Source organism: Methylobacter sp., from assembly GCF_023227905.1.
GTDB lineage: Bacteria > Pseudomonadota > Gammaproteobacteria > Methylococcales > Methylomonadaceae > Methylobacter_A.
The window spans coordinates 112019-136436 of record NZ_JALOCF010000006.1 but is presented as its reverse complement, the minus strand read 5'-3'; the positions used below and the strand labels follow the sequence as shown (position 1 = coordinate 136436).

Sequence of the window (24418 nt, the reverse complement as noted above, 5' to 3'; positions counted from 1 at the left end):
TTTAATGAATTACGTGTGGCAATTGATTAAGAAGTACTTGATAAAATCAAACTATGCAACCTGAGTTCGGGATAAGCCAATAAGCTGAATGCAAGAGATTGACCTTGGACAGAGACAACGTAGGCTTGTTGTCGGACAGGCAATGGCCGTAATGCCCGCCATCAGGTTGACCGCAAAATTAAAGTGGGGGCGGTGCCGCGTGTGCTCAATCTGGCAGAGATTCTTTAATTCATCAAAAACGGTTTCAATCAATGAGCGACGGCGCAGGATAGCTTTCTCAAAGTCCGTGCGTGGCACGGGCTTCCTATTTTTCTTGAGGGTCGTGATCAGTTGCAGGCCTTGCTCGATCAATACTTCGGGTGAGCCATTGCGCGATATAGCTTGGTCGGCAAAGCCTTGCCCGAACAGCCCTTAGCACAACTCAGGCATCGGCTTGCGGTCATCGATATTGCCAGGCGTTAGCTTGAGCCGGAGCAGTTCGCCTTTCGAGTTAATGATGGCGTGCAGCTTAAAGCCGTAAAGCCAGCCCATCGACGTCTTACCCCACTCGACACGTCCTTTGAAGACCTTGTGATGCGGAATACGCTGATTATTGCAAACCGCTAAGGTCGTGGCATCGGCGATGGCAATGCCGTCGCAGGACCCTTGAGGTTATCGAACAAAGCCGCCAGCGGTGTGCCGCAGCTCCACACAGCGTGTAACTCGGCAGTTTGGGAAATTCGGCGCGCAGATGGCGGCAGACATAACCCAGGTAAAAGGGCTTGAACTGGCGGAAACGCAACTGATGGAACAGAATGGCGAGCGTCATCAACTCCGGTAGACTCAACAGGCTGGGCCGCTGACGCCGTTTCGCCCGCGTCGCCAGTAAATGCCATTCCCATGCCGACTCAAACGCACGGCAAAAATCATCGATCAGGCAATAAAGTTCGGTTAAACTGTCCATGAGCGTCACCTGGTTAGGTTGATATTTGTTTGCGGAAACAAAATCTTACACCAAAAGGGCGGCGCTCATTCTCAGTTTTCTTATCCCGAACTCAGGTTACTTAGGTTTTTTCGAGTTTGTGCATAACGCAAAAAAACGTGGCAAAGCCTTGTTAAACTCGCTGTTAGAACTGATCATGAGCTAGAGCAATTATCTATTACATATAAACAACTCTATTGTTAACACAATTAGGTACTGAGTAGTAAAAAGAGGCACCTTGCTATGCCCAGCCCTTATTCCGAAGGTTTACGGCACCGTGTAGTGAATGCCGTAGCCAATGGCAAAACCACTCGCGAAGTCAGCGCCTGTTTCAAGTGAGCCCTACTTTCGTTTCAATTATTTATCGACACTTGCTCCAAACCGGCCATGTCCACCCTAAGCAGATCGGCGGTTACCGACGGGCTTTTCTGGAGCCTTATGTGGCCTTACTGGGCTGAACAATTATCAGCCCACCCTTCGATGACGCTGAAAGAAGTGCAAGCTTGGTTAGCAAGCGAGCAGGGATTAAGCGTTTCCCTATCCTGTGTCGACAAATTTCTTCGCCAACAATTGGGCTATCGCTATAAAAAAACCGTAGTCGCCAGTGAACAGAAACGAGAGGATATCGCGATGACCCGAGAACAATGGCAAGCGTGGCAACAGAGCTGTGATTGGTCGAAACTGGTTTTTCTCGATGAAACCGGGCTGTCTACGTCTACCGACATGATCCGTCGTTATGGCCGAGCCCTGGGAGGTGCCCGTTGCCAAGATAGCGCTCCAGCCGGTCATTATTGGCAGACCCTGATTTTTATAGCCGCGTTACGTGCGGATAGAATCATGCCCCCCTGGTGTGTGGGTCAGGCCATGAATGGCGAAGCGTTCAAGGAATAGTGTCGCTCTCAGCTGAGGCCGATGTTAAGCCCCGGCGATATCGTCATCTGTGATAATCTCCCGGCTCATAAAGTGGCAGAAGTCCAAGAGACATTATTCAGGCACAAGGCGCTACGCTGAAATACCTCCCGCCTTATAGCCCTGATCTGAATCCGATTGAACAGGTGTTTGCCAAACTCAAGGCCTTGTTACGTAAGACGGCTGAGCGTACATACGATAAACTCTGACAAACCACCGGCCAATTACTTGATCAGTTTCCAGCTAATGAGCGCCTAAACTTCTTCAAGAATTCAGGCTATGTTTACAGGTAAGTGCTCTAGCCCCTGGAATCCAATAAGAACCTTTATTTATTCCAAAAAAAACCCCCGTTCCCTATTGGAAACGAGGGTCTCAATTCCTTAACTGACAACCGAAGTTGTCAGTTAATTATTTCATTTAGATGAAAGATGGAATTAATGGAGCATCTACCATAACCATTTGACGGTTGCCAGCTTCATCAAAGAAGAATAACAAACCAGCAAAACGGCTGTCTGGATCATAGATCAAGTCAGCTAAACGGTAAACTTCCCAAGCTGCGTCAGAAGCAGTAACTTGTACAGTTCTTGAAGTGCCTGGAGCGATTGGGCTATTATCGCTAATAGTCAAACCGTCTTCAGCCAACAAGTCATCTGGATAGCCTGTTTCATCAACATGAACTTTTGAGTCTAAGAAACGAACACCAGCAGTGTTGAACTCACCCAAACGTACAGCTGAATCACCATTATTAGTGATAGTCAGTGTCATTTGCATAGCACGACCTGGTACACGATAAGTTGCATCTTCAACTTTAACGTTGACTGTTTTAGCAGGCATTTCAATTGGTTTCATGCCACGCAACAAACCAGCTTGCAAAGGAGTTGTTACAGGATAAGCTGCGTTTGTGCTGCTCATACCGAAAGCAACAATCGCCATAGTACCTGCTGCAAAACCCATAGCAACTTTCTTGTCAAGAGCAGTAATCAAAGAGTCTGCCTTGCCAGCTTCCATAGCAATATGACGTGGTATGAACATTGGTTTACGAGCCCAATATGCCAACCAAGCCAAACCTAAGGCATACCAAAAAGCGTGCCAGAAGTAAGTGTTGCTCAGATTATACGTTTCCAGGTTGATAGTATCACCTAATAACGTAGTAACTGGGTTAACAAATGATCCCATAGAACCAGTAACAGTTACCCATTTACCTGGACCGATGATTGGACCACCACCTTGTACGTTCATCATAGTGTGTACGTGCCAGTCACCTGGACGACGTGCTTTCAACAATACTTTAAACTCATAAGTTTCACCCAGTTCCAGAGTAACTGAACGAGGAACTAATTGACCGCCGATCCAAGAACCTTGACGAATAAATACAGGTCCAGGAATACCGATGTTCAAGAAAGAAACTTCTGGTTTATCAACAGTTTCAGGCCATCCCGCGAAAACGTGGAACTTACCGGAAATTGTCATAGTGTCGTTAACAGCTACTGTATCTTTTGACCAGTTCAGGTCAAACCAGTGAATTGTACGCATACGCATAAATGCAGCTTGCGACTTTTCACCATGAGCAGATGCAGTTGGTGTGTAAAACATCGCTGCCGTAACAGTTATCAGCAGTGCGACAAAGGATAATTTAGCAACCTTGTCTTTAATTAATTTCATATATCCTCCTCTATAATAGAGAATCTATAGTTTTTAGAGTATCTAATGTCAACAGCCTAATTAGCCTAGCCAACATCAGTCTTTTTGTGTGTTTCTTAAAACCAAGTGCTTACGCGCTTTGGGTGAATCCAGTACCCGCAAACCACTTGCCGAAAAAATGCCACAAGAAGTAGATCAAAATACTCACGAAACCAGAGAAGAACGCTGATACTGGAGCAACGTCTTTACCGAAAGTTCTTAATGTACCTTTTTCAACCATTCTGATGTACTCAGGAGTACCAGTTCTTACGTAGTGGTAACCTTGCAAGTCAGCAAGTGTCATCATCATGCCATTGTATTCAACAGGAACATGTAATGGAGCAATGATTGGCCAGTTGCCAGGATAGAACAACAGACCCCAAGCCAAACCGCCAAGAACAGCAGTCAATGTCATGCTGCCTGACAGCATTAAGATTGCGTCAAGAACGATAGCACCTGGCATCAAGTTTGATGGGAAGCAGAAATTTACTGGGAAATAAGTCCAACCCCAGAAGTTCAAATATCTGTTGACCCACTCACCTAAGAGAAGACCCAGTACACAAACAACAGCGCCGAATGGCAAACGGTAACGCCACCACAAGCACGCTTGAACAGCAGCAGGGAAAGTGATTGAAACGATTGGCGCTACAGTTACCCATAGACGTCTATCTTTCCAGTCAGTCCAGAAATCCCAGTCACCACCGGTTAACATGTAGTGAATGTGATAACCACCTAGTACAACGAAGAACAATGTAAACAGAACTAGCCAGTCGAACGTGCGTGAAACTTTAACGGCTTCAGCGCGTGAACGTACAGCTGATTGAGATGCGCTCATTAGCTTACCTCCTAAAGGATTTAAATTATTTTTATTAATTGACTATCTTCACTTTAGCTGTTTCACTCCGAAAAAAGCGAAACAGCCGGGAGGAGATAGTAATTACAACCAAGACTTAATTAAGCTAAGTCTTTTTTCAGAAGCTTAGCCATTGCTGCAACTTCTGTGTTCACAACCCCTAATATACCTAAAGCAGCCCATCCGAAGAATACGAAGCCGTAGTGTAAAGGAGCAACAAACAGTTCTTCCATAAACCAGAAAGTGTGACCCCACTCATTCAAACCAACATTTGGCAGAATCATGAAAGGACCAACGATCGCAACCATATATTGCAGGTGCAAACCTTGCTGATAAGTAGGAAGTCTGGTTTTTGCATACAAGAAAGCAGCGCCACCAGTGATGATGTAGATTGGATAGCTCAAGTAGAATTCGATGATGTGACTTGGTGTAAAGTCAGTGTCACGAACGATAGTTTGATGCCATGTACCATCTTGCTCTGTAAAGTAGCTAGCGCCGTAGTAAATAGCGAAAGCATACATTACCAACCAAGTCCAATGAGTAAAGTGTCTTCTCAACTCTTCTCTTGGTGTGATTGACATTACTTTACGGTCACGAGTTTTCCAGATGTAACCCCACAGGATACCTGCAGTTGCAACTTCTAAAACGAACTCGATATAAAGAAAGTTCATCCAATATGTTTCGAATTCAGGTGCGAATGAATCCAGACCAGCTGACCAGCCATAGACGCCTTCATACCAACGAACCCAAGCATAGAACACTACATATAACAGTGATCCGAGGATCATGTTTCTTTTGTTTAACAGCGGTGCTTCCGCAGCATCAGCTCTCACTGATTCAGTTGTAGCTGCCATTTCTACCTCCAAAAATTATCAAATCCCCAACTTGTGATAGCTAGGGGTTATAGTTACAACTCCTTTTTTTCACCGGAACCATAAAAACTTTAAGGACCAATGACACTAAGTCAATTTAGTGAGCTGTCAGTCTACCAGCTCAATTAGCCTTGTCAAGTCAAAAACAAACACCAAATTAATTTCCTTGACCTCGGACTTTGCCTGGTAAATTCCTCTACACTTAAAACATTGATTCCTGTTAGAATTAATTTCAATTTTACTTTTTCGAAACCGAATCCATGAAGAAATACACCCTCTTATTTTTTATCGTTAGCTTAGGAATCTTGCTTTTAGTGCAAAGCAAAGTTGTCATGCCCCTCGTTTATAAAGTGATTCAATCAGACTTATTTCTTGTTGACAGCAAAGACCAGGGCGGACAAGACCCTATATCCAACTCATTAACTAAGCTCGCTTTCTCACACTGCAATAACTTCATCAGATCCAAGCTTGGTTCTGATGTATCTGTTAATTTTCCAGAAAAACCTCTTAATGCATGGAGCCTAGGAAATTACCAATATGTCGTTAATGCCGAAATCGACATCACAAGCGCCACCGCAAGCACTGTTACTAAAAAATATGTCTGCCGCATTAATTATAAAAACGGCGATAATGAAGAAGGCTCTGTTGATTTTGCCAACTGGTCTATTGAAGGTTTGTCTGGCTTAGATTCTTTTTAAAATAGTTCTTTGCTGGCATCACCACGCAACAGCACTTCCCCTGCTTTAACAAATCAGCTATTGCATGGACTCTTTACTTAAGCCCAATACATAAAGAAGAGCCGGGAAAGGAGTCGTGAAACCAATATCTCCAAAAGCTAACAGCCATAAAGCAGAAAGCCAGTGCAACATTTGTTGCACTGGCTTTCTGCTTTATGGCTGCCTACAAAATCAAAACGGTTAACATACCTTTTTGCATATATGCATCAAAAATACCAATCCATATATTTACTAAATTGCGGCATAACGAACTTTTTGTGGCAATGCTAGGATCAGCTGCCCAGCATAAGTCCACAAAATTTATTTGCCGTATTTTTTACGGAATTTATCTACTCGCCCCGCTGTATCAACAACGCGCTGTTTTCCTGTATAAAAAGGATGGCATGAAGAGCAAACCTCAACCTGCAAATCCTTACCCAATACAGAACCGGTTTCAAATTTATTACCGCAACCACAGGTTACAGTAATTTGTTTATATTCTGGATGAATTTCTGGTTTCATATCACTTTCACATTACCCACAAGGGCTACGACTTATTAGAGAACCCCGTATAATACGTATTTCATTTAAAGTTCGCAACTCAATTATATTTATGCGTATTATTACTTTAGATGCGAACGGCATCCGCTCCGCGGAGCACAAAGGTTTCTTTACATGGATGCAGCAGCGAGACACTAATATTATTTGTATATAAGAAACGAAATGTCAGCTGGATTAACTTAGCTTTGATCCTTTTTCCCTTCAAATTATCATTGTTTTTATCATGATTCTTAAAAAGGCTACAGTGGAATTACTTTATATTGCAAAAAAGAGCCCGATCGAATTATCAACGGCAGACTGACAAGGAATCGATATGAAAGGTCGCTTTATTTGCTCTCCGACTCACCAAGAGAACTCCAAACCTTAAGGTGTAAATTCATGGAAAAACTTGCGCCTTATTCACAAAATCACCGCAACCACATAATCTGAGATAGCTGGAGCATAACTCATAAAAAAATCGACTTAAGAAACTCAAGGCAATTGCTTTTTACCGAAAGAAAGAGCCTGGTTGGACCAATTATTAGCTGATAGTCAATGGATAGATACATCCAACCCCTTATAACCAAGGGGCTGAACAAGACGCATGGAGATCAAACAGAGGCCACTCTTGGGTAAAAATTGCTGGCTGGCACATTGGTTATCAAATAACCAACCCTGTCTTTAAAGATAGAATAAACGCAACATCTATTTATAAAGATGAGCGATTCTCCGATCACGCTCTACTGATTATGGATTATAGCCATGATCAGTAGAGCGGCTTTGATAACGCATCAATAAAAGCACCAGCACGATTGCCGGTAGACCTACTGTTGACGCATAAATAAAAAAAACCGTGTACCCATAGCTATCTACAACTATCCCGGAAAATCCGCCTAATAGTTGTGCCGGCAAAGTCATCAACGAACTGAACAACGCATATTGAGTAGCAGTGTAAGCAGTGTTAGTTAGACTGGAAAGGTAAGCGATAAACACTGCCGTGGCGATACCGCCGCTTAAATTGTCCGCACTTATAACACCTGACAGCAGCAGCAAATTGGGCTCGCTGACCGCCAAAACGGCAAACAGCAAATTAGTAGCCGCCACCATAACCGCACCCAGCAATAAAGGGCGCATAACCCCATACTTGACAACCAATACTCCACCTATTGCAGCGCCGGCAATAGTCATAAAAAAACCAAAAATTTTGCTAATATCTGCAATATCTTTTTTACTAAAGCCTAAATCAAGATAAAACGGATTGGCCATAACCCCCATCGTGATATCGCTCATTTTGTAAAGAGCAATAAGCATCAAAATCAATAAACCGATTTTGCCATTGCGCTCAAAAAACTCTACAAAAGGATTCAATACAGCACCTGCGATAGCTGTCGACAATCTCCGCCAAATACTCCACTGACTTGCATCAGCATCTTTGCGCAGTCGCCCGTCAAATTGTTTATGCTCTGGCTCTTTAATACAAAGAGTTGCAATCAACCCCACAGACATGGCAGCTGCCATCACAAAGTAAGACACTTTCCAACTGGCATATTCCGCAATATAAAAGGCGCCTGCGCCCGCCATCAGTAACGCAATCCGATACCCCAGCACGTAGGTCGCCGCCATAGCACCTTGATATTCAGGATCCACAGATTCAATGCGATAAGCATCAATAACCACATCTTGCGTAGCTGAACAAAACGCTACCCACACTGCAAACAATGCGATCTGCTGCAATTGACTGTGCGAATCCGAATATCCCATGCCAATCAAGCCAATAATAATGCCTAATTGCGCAAGCAGCATCCAACTGCGCCTTTTACCCAAAAATTTAGTTAAGAATGGCAAAGGCAACCTGTCTATAACGGGAGCCCAAAAGACCTTTATTGAATAGGTAACCCCGACCCAACTGAAAAAACCTATAACGGATCTCTCCACACCCTCATCCCGCAACCAGGCTGATAACGTCGAAAAAACCAATAAGAAAGGAAGCCCGGCGGAGAAACCAAGAAAAATCATGCCGCGCACTTGCGGCTGAATATAGATTGAAAAGGCTGAGCGCCAGCTTTTATTGCCAGCCATTGACCTCACCCAACAACCGTGACCGCACTGACAGAAATATTTGGCGAGAACTGCCTGCATAATCCACATGGATTATGCAGGTGTCGAAACCACGTCCTGAGCAGCTGCCGAGCACCGCACGAAACGTGCAGTGCATGCTTGAATTATCAACCATTAATTAGATAGTGAACAACAATACTTGCTACGTAACCGCCAGCAATTGCAGGCGTCCACTTTAAATGGCTAAAAAATGTATATTTATGGTCAGACTGCCCCATCAACGCCACACCGGCAGCAGAACCAACAGATAATAACGACCCACCAACACCAGCAGTTAACGTCACTAATAACCATTGATATAAATCCATATCCAGATTCATGTTCAGCACCGCAAACATAACAGGAATGTTATCAACAATTGCTGAAATCACACCCACTAAAATATTTGCCGTTGTCGCACCTAATCCGTCGTACATAGCACTGGACAGCAACTCAAGGTAACCGATATAGCCTAATCCGCCAACCGCAAACACTACGCCGAAGAAGAACAACAAGGTATCCCATTCCGCATGACGCACCTTATCGAAAATGTCAAACGCGTCATCACCTTCAACACGGAAAACTGTTTTTAAGCGATAGCCATAAAGCATCAACGCAGAAAGTCCGACCATCATTCCCATAAACGGTGGCAAATGCAGAGCTTGTTTAAAACTTACCGCCGTAACGATAGTCAACAAGAACATCACGCAAATCTGTACCGCACCTGGTTTTAACTGCACGGCCTCTTCTGTGGTGGCTTTAGGTTGCTCATCAGGAACCGCAAAATACATCACCGCTGCCGGCACAGCGTAATTCACCATCGATGGAATAAACAACTTGAAGAAATCAAAAAACTCAGCGTACTCAGCCTGCCACACCATCAAGGTTGTGATATCGCCAAAAGGACAGAACGCCCCTCCCGCATTAGCTGCAACCACTAAATTAACAAAGCCGATACTGACAAATTTAGGATTATCAGCCCCTACCGCCATCACAACCGCACCGACTAATAAAGCCGCCGTCAAGTTATCAGCCACAGAGGACAAAAAGAATGTGATAACGCCGGTAATCAAAAACAGCTTGCGATAGCCAAACTGCTTTCTTACCAACCAAGAACGCAAGGCCTCAAACACGTTACGTTCGGCCATTGAATTAATATAAGTCATGGCAACCAGCAGGAATAACATTAACTCTGCATATTCTTTTAAGTTGTACTCGAAAGCCTCATGCATATCCTCAGCAGAAACACCGGCTTGAGCAGCCAAAACAGCCGCATTCGCCCAAATAATGCCAGCGGCTAAGATAACCGGTTTGGATTTACTTAGATGCGTAAATTCTTCTGCCATAACAAAGCCATAGGCAATGATAAAGATCAGAACCGTATAAATACCCCGCTCTGTTCCTGTCAAGCCGAGACTTTCAAAACCACCTGCCATTGCCATTCCAGGCAACAGCAATAGAGACAACACCACAAACAATGACCGTAACAAAATAACCCCCTAACTTTTATCTCAAAAATTAACCAAAAAACACCCAAAATTCAGCCGACAATCTTAGCATCATACAATAACCTTTGTCATTTTATGACCCACAGTATATGATTAATGGTTGTAATTAATTGCCTATACAAGCGCTCAGCGCTCACTTATGTACCAGTATAATAACAACGACCAAACACTCATTGAAGAACGGGTATCCCAATTCAGAAAGCAAACCGAAAGCTTTTTGAAAGGCGAAATTTCAGACGATCAATTTCGCGCATTGCGCTTAATGAATGGTCTTTATGTGCAGACTCACGCTCCGATGTTGCGGGTAGCCGGCCCTTACGGCCTGATTAACTCCAAGCAATTCAGAAAACTGGCTCACATTGCCCGTACCTACGACAAAAACTACTGTCACTTTACGACTCGGCAGAATATCCAGTTTAATTGGCCTAAATTGGAACAAGTGCCCGACATTCTTGAAGAATTGGCCAGCGTCCAAATGCACGCCATCCAAACCAGCGGCAATTGTCTTAGAAACACCTCAACTGATCATTTGGCCGGCGTTTGCATCGATGAAATTGAAGATCCCCGACCCTATTGCGAAATAATCCGTCAATGGACAACCCTGCATCCGGAATTTGCTTATTTGCCGCGTAAATTCAAGATTGCCGTCAGCGGCGCAAAGCATGACCGTGCGGCGACTCAACTTCATGACATCGGCTTGCATCTGGTAAAAAATGATGCCGGAGAAATCGGTTTTAGAGTGCTGGTCGGCGGCGGATTGGGACGCACGCCTATCATTGGGCAAGTCATCAAGCCCTTTTTGGAAAAGAAACACCTGCTGTCTTACCTGGAAGCCATACTGCGCATTTACAACCTGTTCGGACGCCGTGATAACAAATACAAAGCGCGTATTAAAATTCTGGTTAAAGAATCCGGCATGGAGCAATTCTCCGAATTGGTCGAAAACGAGTGGCTGCTGATCCGGAATAACCTGGAACTTGACGCCGCGCGCATTGAAGCCATCAAAGCCCAGTTCGCATTACCCCCCTACGAAGCAGATGCAGCGCATGATACCGGATTTGCACAGCACCAACTCGAGAGCAAGGCTTTCGCAACCTGGGTTAAATACAATACAGCCGATCACAAAGTGCCCGGCTATCGCGCTACATTTTTGTCGTTAAAAGCACCGGACTCACCTCCCGGCGACATGACCGATACGCAACTTGACGCTGTTGCTGACCTAGCTGACCGCTACACCTTTGGTGAAATCAGAAGCACGCACAGGCAAAATCTTGTTTTTGCCGACGTCAAACAGGCCGATCTGTTCGAGTTGTGGCAACAGCTAGATGCATTGAAACTGGCTACGCCGAATAACGGCACTGCAACCGACATGATTTGCTGCCCCGGCCTCGATTTTTGCTCGCTCGCAAACGCCGGTACAATCAGCATCGCCAAAGAAATCAATGAAGCGCTCGATGACCTGGACTACCTCCATGACATCGGCGATGTAAAAATCAACATGTCCGGCTGCATGAACGGCTGCGCGCACCAAAGCGTCGGCCATATAGGCATCCTCGGCGTTGATAAAAAAGGCGTGGAATGGTACCAGCTGACTTTAGGCGGCTCCTCTGAAAACGAGGCAGCTATCGGCGAACGGCTCGGCCCTTCCATTGCCAAAGATCAAGTCACCAAAGCCGTCACTACCATACTGGATGTTTACATCAAGCAACGCCTGGATGACGAGTCTTTTTTGGACATGGTAAAACGCGTTGGCATCACCCCATTCAAAGAGCAAGTCTATGCAAATAATTAAAGACAAACAGATTGTTGACGACAACTGGAGCTATGTTGCCGATGACGCCGATCTGAAAAACGGCGACATCAGCGTTTCCTTAGCCCGATGGAAAAAAGACAAGCAACAGCTGCTTAAGGCTAACGGCAAAATAGGCGTCAGGATCGGCCCCGCCGACTCGGTTGAAGACATTGCTGCCGACTTGAAAGACATCCAATTAATCGAGCTGAATTTTCCCGCCTTTGCTGATGGCCGCATATTTTCCCATGCTTGGCTGCTCAGAGGCCGCTATAACTACCAAGGTGAAATCAGGGCAACAGGCCACTTCATGCGGGATCAGGTGTATTACTTATCTCGCGTCGGCGTTAATGCCTTTAACCTGGAAAAAACCGAAGATTTGCCTGCGGCTCTGTCTAACCTGAATGACTTTAGCGTCAATTATCAAAAATCGATCCGTTAATACGCATTAATTCACCACGAAGACACGAAGAGCACGAAGTGGTGTAGGATGAGTAGAGGCGATAGCCGAAACTCATCCCATCCAACACCCATCTATGTAATGGGTTTCACTATGCTCGACCCCTCCTACCACGCCTCACCGCTTTGTTATGTCAAACCTGCCCCTTCTTTAAACCAACTAGGCATTGACTCACCCCATACCTCCCCAGAAACTTTTTCAATGGCGTCTATAACCCACTTCACTCCTTCGGCATTCAACTTTTCACCAACAAAGCGACTTCTTGAATTGTGAGGTTCAGAGTGGGCAACAGCTATTCTTGCATCCCAAATTGACCTAACTTCCGAAGACTCATACCCTATAAGTCTTTTAAATTTGTCAGGTGGGCCAACCTTTAAATAACTTCCTCTCCCTCTTTGTTTATATAACTCTGGTTTTAGCACATAAGCAGCCTCTGACAATAAAGCCTCTAAAGCTGCCGCCCCCATCAATATGGTTGCTGTTGCCAGCGCAACAACTTTATATTCGTTTGTTTCTTCTTCAGTCATCCTGACCAGCATTTTTGCATGCGCCACAAGTCCGGCAGACTGGAATACTGTAATTATTATTTCCTCTGTTGCAGTTACTGAATCATTTGTTTGCATGCTTTTTCAACTCTGCCCATCTAAAGGCATAACATAAAAGTGCTGTATCTTATCGTATTAAAGAACTGCACGATTAAAATCGTAATCTTCCCCAACAAATTCAATGCATAAAAAACCCGGATTCCAGCAAACATTTACATTTGCTGGAATCCGGGTTTGGGATTGCCGTTATAAACTATAAGCTTATTTTTTCATAATACTAATGCCTTTCAGCAAGGTCAGAGCCTGATACAAAGGATAATCTTTTTCCAAGGCTTCCTTCTCTTTCTCCTGCGCCGCTTCCTTACTCTCCTTGCCTTTTCCGTTTTGCAAATGATGCGACAAATCGGCTTCCTTGACCGGCTTGAACTCGGATTTTTCCAACTCCTCCAATTTGACGCGAGCTAAGGCAATATCCGGCTCGATACCCTCAGCCTGGATGGAGCGTCCTGAAGGCGTGTAGTATCTAGCTGTGGTCAACTTGACTGCAGAACCACCACTGGTTGGCAATATGGTTTGCACCGAACCTTTACCGAACGATTTTTCACCCATGATCACCGCGCGTTTTTGGTCCTGCAAAGCTCCGGCCACAATCTCAGAGGCCGACGCGGAACCGGCGTTAATCAATACGACTATCGGCGCACCGTCAAGGAGATCATCGGCAGCGGCATTAAAACGCATTTCCGAGTTCTCAATACGACCCTCGGTGTAAACAATGAGACCGCTCTTGATGAAGGCGTCACTCACCTCAACGGCTGCATTCAATACTCCGCCTGGATTATTCCGCAAATCCAAAACCAGGCCTTTTAAGTTGCCTGCATTTTCCTTTTTCAACGCGGCCAGGGCCTCTTTCAGGCTTTCACCGGTTCCTGATTGAAAACTACTAATACGCACATAGCCGTATCCTTTTTCCAACATCCGGTTTTTTACGCTTTTAACCTTTATGATGTCCCGGGTTATGCTTATTTTTAAAGGCGCTTCTACCCCTTCACGAACAACGGTAAGTAAAATTGTGCTGCCCGGTTCGCCACGCATAAGCTTGACCGCCTCAGCTAAGGTCATGCCTTTTACCGGCTGATCATCAAGCCTGACAATCAGGTCTCCGGTTTTGATCCCGGCCCTCTGGGCGGGAGTATCATCAATAGGGGAAACCACTTTGACAAAGCCGTTTTCCATTGTTACTTCAATGCCTAAGCCGCCGAACTGGCCGGTTGTGCCTTCTTTTAATTCCTGATACTCCTCGGCAATCAAATAAGCGGAATGGGGATCAAGTCCGCTCAACATGCCGCGAATAGCATCTTCCAATAATTTTTTGTCGGAAACGGGTTCTACATAGTCCCTTTTAATTCGGCCAAAAATCTCCGTAAATGTGCGCAAATCTTCATAGGGCAGAGCTTCCGCTGTATCAGCTACCGGCTCGACATTATCCCGCTCGGCAAAAACGCTGCCGCAGATTCCCATAAAAACACCCAACATAATCCCTAAGGACAAAATGAAAATATTTTTCTTTTTTAACATGTATCTTAAAACTCCAACATTCGATTTCCTAAAAACACGGCCGTTAAGCAGTTAATTGACTTGATCCCGACTACTTCCGACACCACTCAAGCGGATCAACCGGCTTACCATTGTTGCGTATCCCAAAATACAGCCCGGGCCGGCTACGACCACCGCTTTGCCCCACTGAAGCAACGACTTCGCCGGCGTCTACCCATTCACCAACTTGTCGATATAAACTTTGATTAAATGCGTAAAGAGTCATGTAGCCCTTGCCGTGATCAATAATAATCAACAAGCCGTATCCGCGTAGCCAATCAGAAAAAACTACTTTTCCGCTGGTAATCGCATGGATCTCCGTTCCCTCGCTAGCGTCAATTAAAACTCCATCCCAAATGTTCTCAGTACTTTCAGCCCGCACGCTGCCGAACTTATTAGTCAACCGCCCCTTAACAGGCCATGGTAACCGACCTTTAAATGAAAAAAAATCACCTTCAAGCTTAGGAAAATTATCCTTGGAATTCAGTAAGTCTTTGCCAGGTTCTTCGGCCGGAACCTCGGCAGTTTTGTGCAATTTTTTTGTTTGCTCAACTTCAAAAGTAAGATCATTAGTCGATCTTTGTAATGAAGATACCAGATTTCTCAACTTGTTTTCACTTTCTCTCAAGTGAATTATTTGCTGTTCATTTGAAGAAAAATCACTTTTTAATTGCGCCAGCAATTTAGCTCTTCGTTTTTTAACGTCGTCTACCGCTATCTGTTCCGATTTCTTTTGCTCAAGACTTTTCTCTAAAAGTTCGGTTTCGTGCTGCTGCTGCTTACCAAGCCGCTCCAGATGATGCATAGACTCTGAAATGTTAGCCAGCTTTGCCAGGCGAGCCTTGTTAAGGTAATCGTAATACACCAGCATCCGGCTGGATAATGCAGGATCTTGCTGATTTAGCAGCAACTTCAATTGTTCCTTTTGCCCCATTGCGTAGGCTGCCTTTATTTGACCCGCCAATTCTACGTTCTGTTTAGCGACTTCATCCTGAAGGCTCTGTTTTTCCTGATGAATCTTACTCAAATTCTGGCGTTTTTGTTCAACTTGAGCCTGCAATGTCTTCAATAAAGCGGCCGTCCTTCCGTAGAGCTTCTCAACTTCACCCAACTGCGAGTTTAAAGTGTTTTTTTGCAGTTGAATGCGCTGCAAGTTTTCGCCGGCCGCTTTAATTCCTGATTGAACTTTAGTTAGCTCTTCACTTCTTTCCGAGACTTCCGCCCTACCCTCATGGACGAACGCACTCAGCAAAAAACAAAAAACCAACTTCTTTCTCATCCACAGATTAAACAACTTTAATAAGCGATCGACCAGTCATTTCAACAGGTTGCTCAACCCCTAGCATTGCCAATATTGTTGGAGCCAAATCCGACAAACTGCCGCCTGCATCTAATGCTTTGTCCCCACCGACATAAACCAAAGGCACAGGATTTGTAGTATGCGCTGTGTGCGGCTGCCCGGTTTCTTTATCAACCATTTGCTCAACATTGCCGTGGTCGGCAGTTATCAACATCTGCCCACCCACAGATTTTAAGGCGTTAACTACGCGCTGCAACGAAGCGTCAACCGCTTCCACAGCCACAATTGCCGCATCGATTATGCCGGTATGCCCAACCATATCGCAATTAGCATAATTACATATGATGACATCGTATTTACCGCCGGTAATGGCAGCGACCAAATTATCGGTAACTTCTCCTGCATTCATCTCCGGTTGCAGATCATAGGTCCTGACCTTGGGTGAGGGCACTAATATTCTATCTTCTCCAGGAAAAGCCGTGTCTATGCCGCCGTTAAGGAAAAAGGTGACATGCGCATATTTTTCCGTTTCCGCCAAGCGCAATTGGGTCATGCCCAGATTGGACAAATACTCGCCGAGACAATTTTTTAAATCAGTCGGAGGGAAAGCCACATCATAGTCAAAATCCTGTTGGTATTCCGTTAACGTACAGTAATAGCCCGTGTGAGGCGCGCGACTTCTCTCAAATGCATCGAATGTTGGTGCCGTTAATGCCACAGAGATTTCGCGAGCACGATCGGCCCGAAAGTTCATAAACACAACCGAATCTTCGGGATCAAGAGCAACCGTCCGATGTTCGGAGTCAAAAATAGTGGTCGGCAAAACGAACTCATCTGTTTCGCCTCGCTCATAAGCCGCTTCCAAGGCCTGTATTGCAGAGTCCGCGCTAAAAGCGCCCTCGCCTTTGGCGATCAGGTCATAGGCCTGTTTTACGCGATCCCAACGATTATCCCTGTCCATTGCATAAAAGCGACCCACGATTGAAGCAATCCGGCCTACGCCAAGCGCCGCAAATTTTGCATCCAATAACTTCAGGGAAGCCATTGCGCTCTTGGGTGGGACATCGCGTCCATCTAGAAAGGCATGCAGGTAAATTTTATCGAGTCCGCGCTTGGCGGCTAATTCGACCATCGCGGCAATCTGCTCTTCATGGCTATGCACACCGCCAGGAGACAGCAATCCCATGACATGCAAAGCTTTATTTTTTTCTTTGGCAAGATCCGCTGCTCGGCAAAGAACAGGATTAGAATAAAAACTGCCGTCGATTATTGCATCGTTAACCTTGGAGAAATCCTGCGGAACATAGCGGCCCGTACCGATATGAATATGCCCAACTTCTGAATTACCCATTTGTCCGCTAGGCAATCCTACGACATTGCCGGAACAACTGAGCAGCGTCACGGAACAATCTTTTTGTAACTGATCCCAGCAAGGTGTCTTAGCCATTGCAATGGCATTGTATTCTTTATCCAACGAGTAACCGAATCCGTCAAGGATCAGCAATACCACCGGCTTTGGTCGATTTACCATCTTTAAATTTATCTCCGATACTAAAAAAAATCCGCATCACTACTTCTATGCAAACAAATCACTTTGTGCTTCATTGGATTCTTCATTACCCAAAATGGGCGTAGTGATGTATTATTTTGCCAGATTCACTGGTTTTTTATACTTGGCAACATGCCAATCACGCAATCAAGTGGTCATTATATTAATACACGTTGACAACAGTTGTGTATAAATAATTCTTCACGGGTTCTTTTTAATCGTCAATAAACCAGAAATATTAAGCAGACCTATGAAAACGAAAAATCCGCACAATTTGTATGACGATACCGACATAGCCAAAGCGGCTCTCTGCTTAAAGGCAATGTCACATCCATTGCGCTTAAAGATATTATGCGTTCTGGGCAGTGATTCAGTCTGCGTACAACAAATTGTCGACCAGGTTGGCACCAGTCAGAGCAATATTTCCCAGCATCTGGCAATTCTCAGGGAAAAAAATATTCTCGGCTCCAAAAAACAAGCCAACCGTGTTTATTATTTTATTGACGATGCCCGTATGCTGTTGCTCATTAAAATGATGCGGGATGTCTTCTGCTCTAACTACTAATTCATCTTTTCACTTAAACTTTACAATCTATCCATGGACCGCTATCTAGAATTCATTTTAAATCACTACATACTCTCTCTCGCTCTGGCTGTAGTAACTTATTTATTAATCCAGGAATTATTCGATACCGCATTCAAAAAATTCAGCTCCGTTTCCCCGTTGCTGGCTGTCGCCAAAATGAACGACAGCGATACAATAGTTATCGATGTACGCGAACCGGAAGAGTTTCTTAAAGGCCATATTGAAAATTCAATTAACACGCCATTGGGTAATTTGCCCACTCACCTGTCAAAATTGGAAACACACAAAAACAAACCTGTCCTTATAGCCTGCCAAACAGGAACACGCTCAGCCTCAGCCGGAAAAATATTGACTAAAGCAGGATTCGAGCAGGTTTTCGTTATTACCGGCGGCATGCAAGCTTGGGAAAACGACTACAAACTGCCGATAAAATCGCCAGGCAAGCACAAAAACTAAATTCGTGCTCGATATATACGGCTCTCACATTAAACCCTACTTATAAAATTCATTATGGCTGAAGAAACCAACCCAGTAGAAAAACAATTTTCGATCCAGAAAATTTATACCAAGGACATGTCTTTTGAGACACCTAACTCGCCTAAAGTATTTACCGGAAAATGGGAACCCACTGTCGACTTTAATCTAGGCACTCAAGTTGCGCCTTTAGAAGACTCAATGTACGAAGTAACCCTCATGGTAACCATCACCGTGAAAAACGAAGATGCGACAGCCTATCTTGTTGAAGTCAATCAGGCTGGGATCTTCTCTTTAGCTGGTTTTACGGATGCAGAAATGGGACCGATGGTTGGCAGCTTCTGCCCTAACATTCTGTTTCCTTATGCAAGAGAGGCCATTTCAGACCTCGTCACAAAAGGCGGCTTTCCGCAAATGATTTTAGCCCCGGTAAATTTTGACGCCTTATACTCACAACATTTACAGCAAGCACAACAAACGCCCGGCTCTGACGCTATTAACTAATTCGCTCGATGAATAAAAAAATAGCCGTCCTTGGCGCCGGTTCATGGGGCACGGCCCTGGCAATCCTGGCAGCTAGAAATGGTTGCCGGACGCTGTTGTGGGGACATAATCCGGAACACATGGCATCGCTGGCACAAGATCGTGAAAACAAACGCTATTTACCCGGCCTGATTTTTCCTGAGAACCTTACCCTTACTTCCGACTTGGCTGAGGTCGCCGGGTTTAGCAGCCTCATACTGGTTTCCGTGCCCAGCCATGCGTTTAAAGATACGCTTCTTAAGCTCAAAGCGCATTTATCCAACGACGTGCAAATAGCTTGGGCAACCAAAGGCTTTAATCCTGATAACGGCTCCCTGCTTCATGAAGTTGTAGCCGATATATTTTCTGCGCAAACACCGGCGGCCCTGCTTTCAGGCCCCAGTTTTGCAGGCGAAGTCGCGGCTGAACTGCCGACAGCCATTACCATTGCTTCAGCGCAGCCGGATTTTGCAGGCCTTTTGACTGACATCCTGCACAGTGAACGTTTTCGGACTTACACAAACTCGGATCTGATTGGCGTAGAAGTAGGTGGGGCGGTAAAGAACGTCATGGCTATTGCCGCCGGCATTGCCGATGGGCTTGGCTTTGGGGCAAACACCCGAGCCGCGCTGATTACTCGAGGACTCAATGAAATCATTCGACTCGGCGTCAAACTTGGCGGCAAGCAGGAAACCTTTATGGGGTTGGCAGGCCTCGGCGACCTGATACTGACTTGCACCGACAATCAATCCAGAAACCGGCGTTTTGGTCTAGCCTTGGGACAAGGCAAGGATACAGCTGCCGCTACAGAGGAAATCGGCCAGGAAATTGAAGGTATTTCAGCGGCAAAAGAAACTTTTTTGCTCGCTAAAAAATACGGCGTGGACATGCCTATTACCGAACAAACCTACAAGGTGCTATATGAAGGCTTGGCTCCGCTAACCGCTGTACAAAACTTATTGGCTCGAGAGCAAAAAGCCGAATCATAGAGAGAACTTTAATTCACCACGAAGGCACGAAGAGCACGAAGTTTTATTCCTTCGTGCTCTTCGTGCCTTCGTGGTGAATTCATATCTATTTTATCATCGCATCCGCAAAACCCATCTGCCGCCAAGCCTCGTAAAGGACAATAGAGACCGTATTGGACAAATTCAAACTCCTGCTTTCCGCCTGCATCGGCAAATACAAGCATCGATCGGAGCCTAGCTCAGACAACACCGCCGCTGGCAGACCGCGCGTTTCAGGACCAAACAAAAACGCATCCTGAGACTGGAATGTCACCTCACTGTAAACCTTCGTGCCTTTTGTGGTCAGCGCGAAAATCCGCCCCGGCTTAATACTGTCGACAAACTCAGCCAATGAATCATGCTCTTTCACAGCCACCCATTCATGGTAATCCAGTCCCGCCCTGCGCAATTTCTTGTCATCCAACTCAAAACCCAGCGGTTTGATTAAATGCAACTGCATGCCGGTATTCGCGCAAAGCCGGATGATATTACCGGTATTAGCGGGAATTTCCGGCTCAAACAAAACGATATGAAACACGATCAGGACTTGATGCTGACCGGCGTCAGTTTCCAGATGTCGTTGTTGTAATCGGTGATGGTTCTGTCGGTAGAAAACTTACCGCTGGCGGCGCAGTTTAAAATACTCATTTTGACCCAATGCTCCTGGTCCTGATAAGCGGCTTCCACACGTTTTTGCGCGTCGATAAAACTACGGAAATCGGCTGCCGTCATCCAGGGGTCATGAGGGCTTCTTATCGAGGCCAGAATATCGTCAAAAATTCCCGGCTCGAACTGGCTAAAATGCCCGCACTCAAGCAGCTTCATGACCCTATTTAAATCTTCATCCTGATCGATGATCGCATTAGGATCATAGTGATGTCTCATTTCTTCAACCTGCTCCTCGGTCAAGCCGAACAGGAAGAAATTCTCATCGCCGACTTCTTCGCGAATTTCAATATTAGCCCCATCCAGCGTGCCGATCGTCAACGCGCCGTTCATCATAAATTTCATATTGCCGGTGCCCGAAGCTTCCTTGCCGGCGGTGGAAATTTGCTCGGAAAGATCCGCGCCCGGACATATTTTTTCCATCGCGGAAACCCGATAGTTGGACAAGAACACCAATTTTAATTTTCTGCCCACATCAGGATCGGAATTCACGACGCTGGAGACATTATTGATCAGCTTGATGATTTTCTTCGCCATGTAATAGCCCGGCGCAGCTTTTCCGCCAATCAGTACACAGCGGTCCGTCCAGTTCGCCGTATCGCCACGCTTGATACGGTCATACAGATGTATCACATGCAACACATTCAGCAGTTGACGTTTATATTCATGAACGCGCTTGACCTGCACATCAAACAGCGCATCTACATTAAAATCAACATCATATTCAATCTTTTTGAAATCAACCAGCCGTTGCTTGGCGTCTTGCTTGATTTCATGCCAGCGCTTGCGGAACTTCTTGTCGTCAGCGTAAGGTTCAAGCTTCTTTAACAACGACAAATCCGTCAACCAGCCGTCGCCTATGGTCGCAGTGATCAGTTCGGCCAGTTCGGGATTACAAGCCGCCAGCCAACGGCGCGGGGTAACCCCATTGGTTTTATTGTTGAATCTGTCCGGCCAGAACTCATAAAAATCCCGGAACAAGCCCTGCTGCAATAATTTCGAATGCAACGCGGCAACGCCGTTAACCGAATAGCTGCCGACTATCGCCAAATAGGCCATTCTGACATATTGCTCATGACCTTCTTCAATAATAGACATGCGGGTTAACCGATCGGTATCGCCCGGCCAGTGTGCTGAGACTTCGGCCAAAAAATGGGCATTGATATCGAAAATGATCTCCATCAGCCTTGGCAACATCTGCGTGAACAGATTAACCGACCAGCGTTCCAGCGCTTCCGGCAACAAGGTATGGTTGGTATATGCCATTGTCTTACGGGTGATAGCCCAGGCATCATCCCAGACCAGGCCGTGAACATCCAACAACAAGCGCATCAATTCCGCTACCGCGATGCTCGGGTGCGTGTCGTTTAACTGGAAGGTATTCTTCGCCGCAAACTCGGAGAAATTATTACCGTGGCGACCAACCCAAGTGCCGATCACATCCTGCAAACTGGCTGACGCCAGCATATATTGCTGACGCAAACGCAGCGCTTTGCCGTTTTCATTGGCATCATTCGGATACAGCACCATAGTGATATTTTCGGCGGTATTCTTTTCCGCTACCGCTTCTGCGTAATCGCCGGCGTTAAACTCCTGCAAATCAAATTCTTCAGTCGCCTGCGCTTTCCATAAACGCAAGGTATTCACCGTGCCGTTCCGGTAGCCGGGAACCGGCGTATCATAAGGAACCGCGAGTATATCCTGCGTCTCTACCCAACTGGTTCTTTTATTACCGATCTCATCAATATGCGACTTGGTATAACCGCCAAATTTGATCCTGACCGTGTACTCAGGACGTTCAATTTCCCATACGTTGCCGTTACGCAGCCAGTGGTCAGGTTTTTCGACCTGCTCGCCATTAATGATATCCTGCGAAAACATCCCGTATTCATAGCGCAAACCGTAGCCGGTCACCGGCAATTGCAAGGTTGCGCAACTATCGATAAAACAGGCCGCTAAACGCCCCAACCCCCCGTTGCCCAAACCGGCATCCGGCTCGTTTTCAATTAACTCTTCAATCTCAAGCCCCAGATCATACATGGCTTTTTCAACCGTGTCGGTAATGCCCAGATTCAGCATGGCATTACTTAAGGTGCGGCCCATTAAAAATTCCATCGACAAATAGTAGGCTCTCTTGCAATCCGAATCTTTGTAGGTATTGAAAGTTTTTTTCCATCTTTCTATCAACCGATCACTGATCGCCATCGACAGCGCCTCATAGGCATAATGCGGCGAAGTATTGTGCTCATCCCGGCCCAGACGGTGGCTGTAATAGCGCTTGAAGTCGGCTACAAGATGTTGTTCGTCCATGCCCAATTCAGGAAGCATGGTAATTGTGGATTTTGGCTTGCTAGTTTTGAAGCTTCTATGTGGCATATTTTTTTAAACTACAGAGTTAATGTTATGTTGATGTTAACTACTTTTCTTTATTTAACCAAAATATTCCTTTCCCCTTACGTTTAGCAATCCTTGAAAATCTATCGCAAGTTTTTTTCCCAGCGGCTTACGAGCGCGGCAGCGATGCTGTTGCCGAACACATTGGTGGCACTACGGCCCATGTCCAGCACTTGGTCGACGGCCAGCAACAACAGCAAACCGGCCTCGGGAATATGAAACATCGACAGCGTGGCGGCGATAACAATCAGCGAAGCCCTGGGTACGCCGGCCACACCCTTGCTGGTAAACAGCAGCGTTAGCAGCATGATCAGCTGGTCGCCCAGCGTCATATCGATGCCGTAGGCCTGAGCGATAAACAGCACCGCAAAGGTCATATACATCATGCTGCCGTCGAGGTTGAACGAATAGCCCAGCGGCAGCACCAGACCGCAGACTTTTTCGTCGCAACCGAAACGCTCCAGTTGCTGCAACAGTTTCGGGTAGGCGCTCTCGCTGCTGGCGGTACCGAACGCCAGCAGCATCGGCTCGCGGATATGACGGATCAAAGACAGGGTTTTGCGCCCCAGAATCAAGAAGCCGACGCTGCCCAACGCAACGCACAGCAGCAGCAACCCGAGATAAAATTCCCCGATAAACCGGCCGTAAGACGCCAATACGCCAATGCCGTTTTGCGCGATGACTGAAGCCACGGCCGCAAACACCGCAACCGGTGCGGTATGCATCACGTAGCCAGTGACTTTCAACATGATATGCGTCAATGAATCGAGCAACTTGACGGTAGGATGAGCCAATTCGTCCAGCGAGGCGCAGGCCATGCCAAAAAACATCGAGAACACCACGATCTGCAAAATCTCGTTGGCCGCCATCGCTTCGATAATGCTTTTCGGGAACATATGCGCGACAAAATTAGCCAGCGTCGGCACAGCTTCCGGCAATCCCGTTTTCGCCCCGACCTCGGGCAGCGCCATGTGCAGCGAACTGCCCGGTTCAAACCAGTTCACCAGCAACATGCCCAGCAGCAGGCTGAAAATAGACGCCGAGAAAAACCACAGCATCGCCTTGATGCCGACCCGCCCAACGGTATGAATATCGCCCATTTTCGCCATGCCGACTACCAGCGTGGAAAAAACCAGCGGCGCGATAATCATCTTGACCAGCCGCAGGAAAATATCGGTCAGCGCGGCGAAAATCCCGGTTATCGGCTTCATGGCTTCGGTTCCTCCCAGGGTCAGGCTAAGCAGCTCGCCAACGATGATGCCGAGCACCAGCGCTATAGCAACATAGAGCGTTTGGCGATTTGGATGTGATGTGTGGGTTGTCATAAATTTAAAAGGGCTTAGTTAAAATTATCGTCGCCAATCAAATGCTGAATTTGTCCGTTATCAAATTGCCGG

General features: G+C 46.0%; 22 protein-coding genes and 1 pseudogene. 9 read left to right on the top strand and 14 right to left on the bottom strand.

Annotated features, from left to right (window positions below; genetic code table 11):
* Nucleotides 1–46: 46 nt before the first annotated feature.
* Nucleotides 47–943, bottom strand: a pseudogene (locus M0R47_RS04375) (IS982 family transposase).
* A gap of 456 nt (nucleotides 944–1399) precedes the next feature.
* Between M0R47_RS04375 and M0R47_RS04370 the strand changes: the two are divergent.
* Complete coding sequence (locus tag M0R47_RS04370) at nucleotides 1400–1852, top strand: hypothetical protein (RefSeq protein WP_292550831.1); 453 nt, start codon at nucleotides 1400–1402, stop codon at nucleotides 1850–1852.
* Between the two features lie 92 nt (nucleotides 1853–1944).
* Nucleotides 1945–2079 (top strand): transposase, encoded by a 135-nt coding sequence (locus M0R47_RS21860; protein ID WP_366513166.1) that lies wholly within the window; start codon nucleotides 1945–1947, stop codon nucleotides 2077–2079.
* Between the two features lie 208 nt (nucleotides 2080–2287).
* Here M0R47_RS21860 and amoB read toward each other — a convergent pair whose 3' ends face one another.
* The 3 genes from amoB to amoC form a co-directional block, all read right to left on the bottom strand.
* Nucleotides 2288–3532: a bacterial ammonia monooxygenase, subunit AmoB gene (gene amoB, locus M0R47_RS04365; protein ID WP_292550828.1), complete on the bottom strand. Its 1245-nt coding sequence runs from the start codon at nucleotides 3530–3532 to the stop codon at nucleotides 2288–2290.
* A gap of 109 nt (nucleotides 3533–3641) precedes the next feature.
* A complete protein-coding gene (gene amoA, locus M0R47_RS04360) occupies nucleotides 3642–4385 on the bottom strand; it encodes a bacterial ammonia monooxygenase, subunit AmoA (RefSeq protein ID WP_292550825.1) in 744 nt (247 codons plus the stop codon).
* A gap of 119 nt (nucleotides 4386–4504) precedes the next feature.
* A complete protein-coding gene (gene amoC / locus M0R47_RS04355; RefSeq protein WP_292550822.1) occupies nucleotides 4505–5257 on the bottom strand; it encodes a bacterial ammonia monooxygenase, subunit AmoC in 753 nt (250 codons plus the stop codon).
* A gap of 278 nt (nucleotides 5258–5535) precedes the next feature.
* On the opposite strand from amoC, the gene M0R47_RS04350 reads away from it, so the two are divergent.
* Nucleotides 5536–5973, top strand: a complete 438-nt coding sequence (locus tag M0R47_RS04350) for a hypothetical protein (RefSeq protein ID WP_292550820.1) — start codon at nucleotides 5536–5538, stop codon at nucleotides 5971–5973.
* A 339-nt stretch (nucleotides 5974–6312) separates the two neighbouring features.
* On the opposite strand, the gene rpmE is transcribed toward M0R47_RS04350, so the two are convergent.
* The 3 genes from rpmE to nhaD form a co-directional block, all read right to left on the bottom strand.
* Nucleotides 6313–6513 carry a 50S ribosomal protein L31 gene (gene rpmE / locus M0R47_RS04345; protein WP_006891794.1) on the bottom strand — a complete coding sequence of 67 codons (201 nt, stop codon included), beginning with the start codon at nucleotides 6511–6513 and terminating at the stop codon, nucleotides 6313–6315.
* Nucleotides 6514–7278: 765 nt separating this feature from the next.
* On the bottom strand, nucleotides 7279–8610 hold the full coding sequence (locus M0R47_RS04340; protein WP_292550814.1) for an AmpG family muropeptide MFS transporter: 1332 nt from the start codon (nucleotides 8608–8610) through the stop codon (nucleotides 7279–7281).
* Between the two features lie 146 nt (nucleotides 8611–8756).
* Nucleotides 8757–10064: a sodium:proton antiporter NhaD gene (gene nhaD / locus M0R47_RS04335; protein ID WP_292550811.1), complete on the bottom strand. Its 1308-nt coding sequence runs from the start codon at nucleotides 10062–10064 to the stop codon at nucleotides 8757–8759.
* A gap of 211 nt (nucleotides 10065–10275) precedes the next feature.
* Between nhaD and M0R47_RS04330 the strand changes: the two genes are divergently transcribed.
* Nucleotides 10276–11928: a nitrite/sulfite reductase gene (locus M0R47_RS04330; RefSeq protein WP_292550808.1), complete on the top strand. Its 1653-nt coding sequence runs from the start codon at nucleotides 10276–10278 to the stop codon at nucleotides 11926–11928.
* Nucleotides 11915–12367 carry a DUF934 domain-containing protein gene (locus M0R47_RS04325; RefSeq protein ID WP_292550807.1) on the top strand — a complete coding sequence of 151 codons (453 nt, stop codon included), beginning with the start codon at nucleotides 11915–11917 and terminating at the stop codon, nucleotides 12365–12367. Before M0R47_RS04330 ends, M0R47_RS04325 begins: the two co-directional genes overlap by 14 nt.
* 146 nt (nucleotides 12368–12513) lie before the next feature.
* Here M0R47_RS04325 and M0R47_RS04320 read toward each other — a convergent pair whose 3' ends face one another.
* The 4 genes from M0R47_RS04320 to gpmI form a co-directional block, all read right to left on the bottom strand.
* Entirely contained in the window at nucleotides 12514–13008 is a 495-nt protein-coding gene (locus M0R47_RS04320) for a hypothetical protein (protein WP_292550806.1), read from the bottom strand.
* 183 nt (nucleotides 13009–13191) lie between these two features.
* Nucleotides 13192–14505 carry a S41 family peptidase gene (locus tag M0R47_RS04315; RefSeq protein ID WP_292550805.1) on the bottom strand — a complete coding sequence of 438 codons (1314 nt, stop codon included), beginning with the start codon at nucleotides 14503–14505 and terminating at the stop codon, nucleotides 13192–13194.
* A gap of 70 nt (nucleotides 14506–14575) precedes the next feature.
* On the bottom strand, nucleotides 14576–15802 hold the full coding sequence (locus M0R47_RS04310; protein WP_292550804.1) for a peptidoglycan DD-metalloendopeptidase family protein: 1227 nt from the start codon (nucleotides 15800–15802) through the stop codon (nucleotides 14576–14578).
* Between the two features lie 7 nt (nucleotides 15803–15809).
* Nucleotides 15810–17354 carry a 2,3-bisphosphoglycerate-independent phosphoglycerate mutase gene (gene gpmI, locus M0R47_RS04305; RefSeq protein ID WP_292550803.1) on the bottom strand — a complete coding sequence of 515 codons (1545 nt, stop codon included), beginning with the start codon at nucleotides 17352–17354 and terminating at the stop codon, nucleotides 15810–15812.
* Nucleotides 17355–17622: 268 nt separating this feature from the next.
* Here gpmI and M0R47_RS04300 point away from each other — a divergent pair, with 268 nt between their 5' ends.
* From M0R47_RS04300 to M0R47_RS04285, 4 genes are read left to right on the top strand one after another with little or no spacing between them, the layout of a single operon-like run.
* On the top strand, nucleotides 17623–17937 hold the full coding sequence (locus tag M0R47_RS04300; protein ID WP_292550802.1) for a metalloregulator ArsR/SmtB family transcription factor: 315 nt from the start codon (nucleotides 17623–17625) through the stop codon (nucleotides 17935–17937).
* Between the two features lie 33 nt (nucleotides 17938–17970).
* Complete coding sequence (locus M0R47_RS04295; protein ID WP_292550801.1) at nucleotides 17971–18414, top strand: rhodanese-like domain-containing protein; 444 nt, start codon at nucleotides 17971–17973, stop codon at nucleotides 18412–18414.
* Between the two features lie 54 nt (nucleotides 18415–18468).
* Nucleotides 18469–18936 carry a protein-export chaperone SecB gene (gene secB, locus M0R47_RS04290; protein ID WP_292550800.1) on the top strand — a complete coding sequence of 156 codons (468 nt, stop codon included), beginning with the start codon at nucleotides 18469–18471 and terminating at the stop codon, nucleotides 18934–18936.
* An 8-nt stretch (nucleotides 18937–18944) separates the two neighbouring features.
* Entirely contained in the window at nucleotides 18945–19943 is a 999-nt protein-coding gene (locus M0R47_RS04285; protein ID WP_292550798.1) for an NAD(P)H-dependent glycerol-3-phosphate dehydrogenase, read from the top strand.
* 85 nt (nucleotides 19944–20028) lie between these two features.
* Here M0R47_RS04285 and trmL read toward each other — a convergent pair whose 3' ends face one another.
* The 3 genes from trmL to M0R47_RS04270 form a co-directional block, all read right to left on the bottom strand.
* Entirely contained in the window at nucleotides 20029–20499 is a 471-nt protein-coding gene (gene trmL / locus M0R47_RS04280) for a tRNA (uridine(34)/cytosine(34)/5-carboxymethylaminomethyluridine(34)-2'-O)-methyltransferase TrmL (protein WP_292550795.1), read from the bottom strand.
* Nucleotides 20500–20501: 2 nt separating this feature from the next.
* The gene (locus tag M0R47_RS04275; protein ID WP_292550792.1) at nucleotides 20502–23003 is read right to left on the bottom strand and encodes a glycogen/starch/alpha-glucan phosphorylase; all 2502 of its coding nucleotides are present in this window, start codon (nucleotides 23001–23003) and stop codon (nucleotides 20502–20504) included.
* A 101-nt stretch (nucleotides 23004–23104) separates the two neighbouring features.
* Nucleotides 23105–24346 (bottom strand): dicarboxylate/amino acid:cation symporter, encoded by a 1242-nt coding sequence (locus tag M0R47_RS04270; RefSeq protein ID WP_292550788.1) that lies wholly within the window; start codon nucleotides 24344–24346, stop codon nucleotides 23105–23107.
* Between the last annotated feature and the right edge of the window lie 72 nt (nucleotides 24347–24418).

Coding starts and splice junctions, on each gene's coding strand:
- M0R47_RS04370 (WP_292550831.1), top strand. CDS start 1,400: ATGTGGCCTTACTGGGCTGAACAATTATCAGCCCACCCTTCGATGACG.
- amoB (WP_292550828.1), bottom strand. CDS start 3,532: ATGAAATTAATTAAAGACAAGGTTGCTAAATTATCCTTTGTCGCACTG.
- amoA (WP_292550825.1), bottom strand. CDS start 4,385: ATGAGCGCATCTCAATCAGCTGTACGTTCACGCGCTGAAGCCGTTAAA.
- amoC (WP_292550822.1), bottom strand. CDS start 5,257: ATGGCAGCTACAACTGAATCAGTGAGAGCTGATGCTGCGGAAGCACCG.
- M0R47_RS04350 (WP_292550820.1), top strand. CDS start 5,536: ATGAAGAAATACACCCTCTTATTTTTTATCGTTAGCTTAGGAATCTTG.
- rpmE (WP_006891794.1), bottom strand. CDS start 6,513: ATGAAACCAGAAATTCATCCAGAATATAAACAAATTACTGTAACCTGT.
- M0R47_RS04340 (WP_292550814.1), bottom strand. CDS start 8,610: ATGGCTGGCAATAAAAGCTGGCGCTCAGCCTTTTCAATCTATATTCAG.
- nhaD (WP_292550811.1), bottom strand. CDS start 10,064: ATGGCAGGTGGTTTTGAAAGTCTCGGCTTGACAGGAACAGAGCGGGGT.
- M0R47_RS04330 (WP_292550808.1), top strand. CDS start 10,276: ATGTACCAGTATAATAACAACGACCAAACACTCATTGAAGAACGGGTA.
- M0R47_RS04325 (WP_292550807.1), top strand. CDS start 11,915: ATGCAAATAATTAAAGACAAACAGATTGTTGACGACAACTGGAGCTAT.
- M0R47_RS04320 (WP_292550806.1), bottom strand. CDS start 13,008: ATGCAAACAAATGATTCAGTAACTGCAACAGAGGAAATAATAATTACA.
- M0R47_RS04315 (WP_292550805.1), bottom strand. CDS start 14,505: ATGTTAAAAAAGAAAAATATTTTCATTTTGTCCTTAGGGATTATGTTG.
- M0R47_RS04310 (WP_292550804.1), bottom strand. CDS start 15,802: ATGAGAAAGAAGTTGGTTTTTTGTTTTTTGCTGAGTGCGTTCGTCCAT.
- gpmI (WP_292550803.1), bottom strand. CDS start 17,354: ATGGTAAATCGACCAAAGCCGGTGGTATTGCTGATCCTTGACGGATTC.
- M0R47_RS04300 (WP_292550802.1), top strand. CDS start 17,623: ATGAAAACGAAAAATCCGCACAATTTGTATGACGATACCGACATAGCC.
- M0R47_RS04295 (WP_292550801.1), top strand. CDS start 17,971: ATGGACCGCTATCTAGAATTCATTTTAAATCACTACATACTCTCTCTC.
- secB (WP_292550800.1), top strand. CDS start 18,469: ATGGCTGAAGAAACCAACCCAGTAGAAAAACAATTTTCGATCCAGAAA.
- M0R47_RS04285 (WP_292550798.1), top strand. CDS start 18,945: ATGAATAAAAAAATAGCCGTCCTTGGCGCCGGTTCATGGGGCACGGCC.
- M0R47_RS04275 (WP_292550792.1), bottom strand. CDS start 23,003: ATGCCACATAGAAGCTTCAAAACTAGCAAGCCAAAATCCACAATTACC.
- M0R47_RS04270 (WP_292550788.1), bottom strand. CDS start 24,346: ATGACAACCCACACATCACATCCAAATCGCCAAACGCTCTATGTTGCT.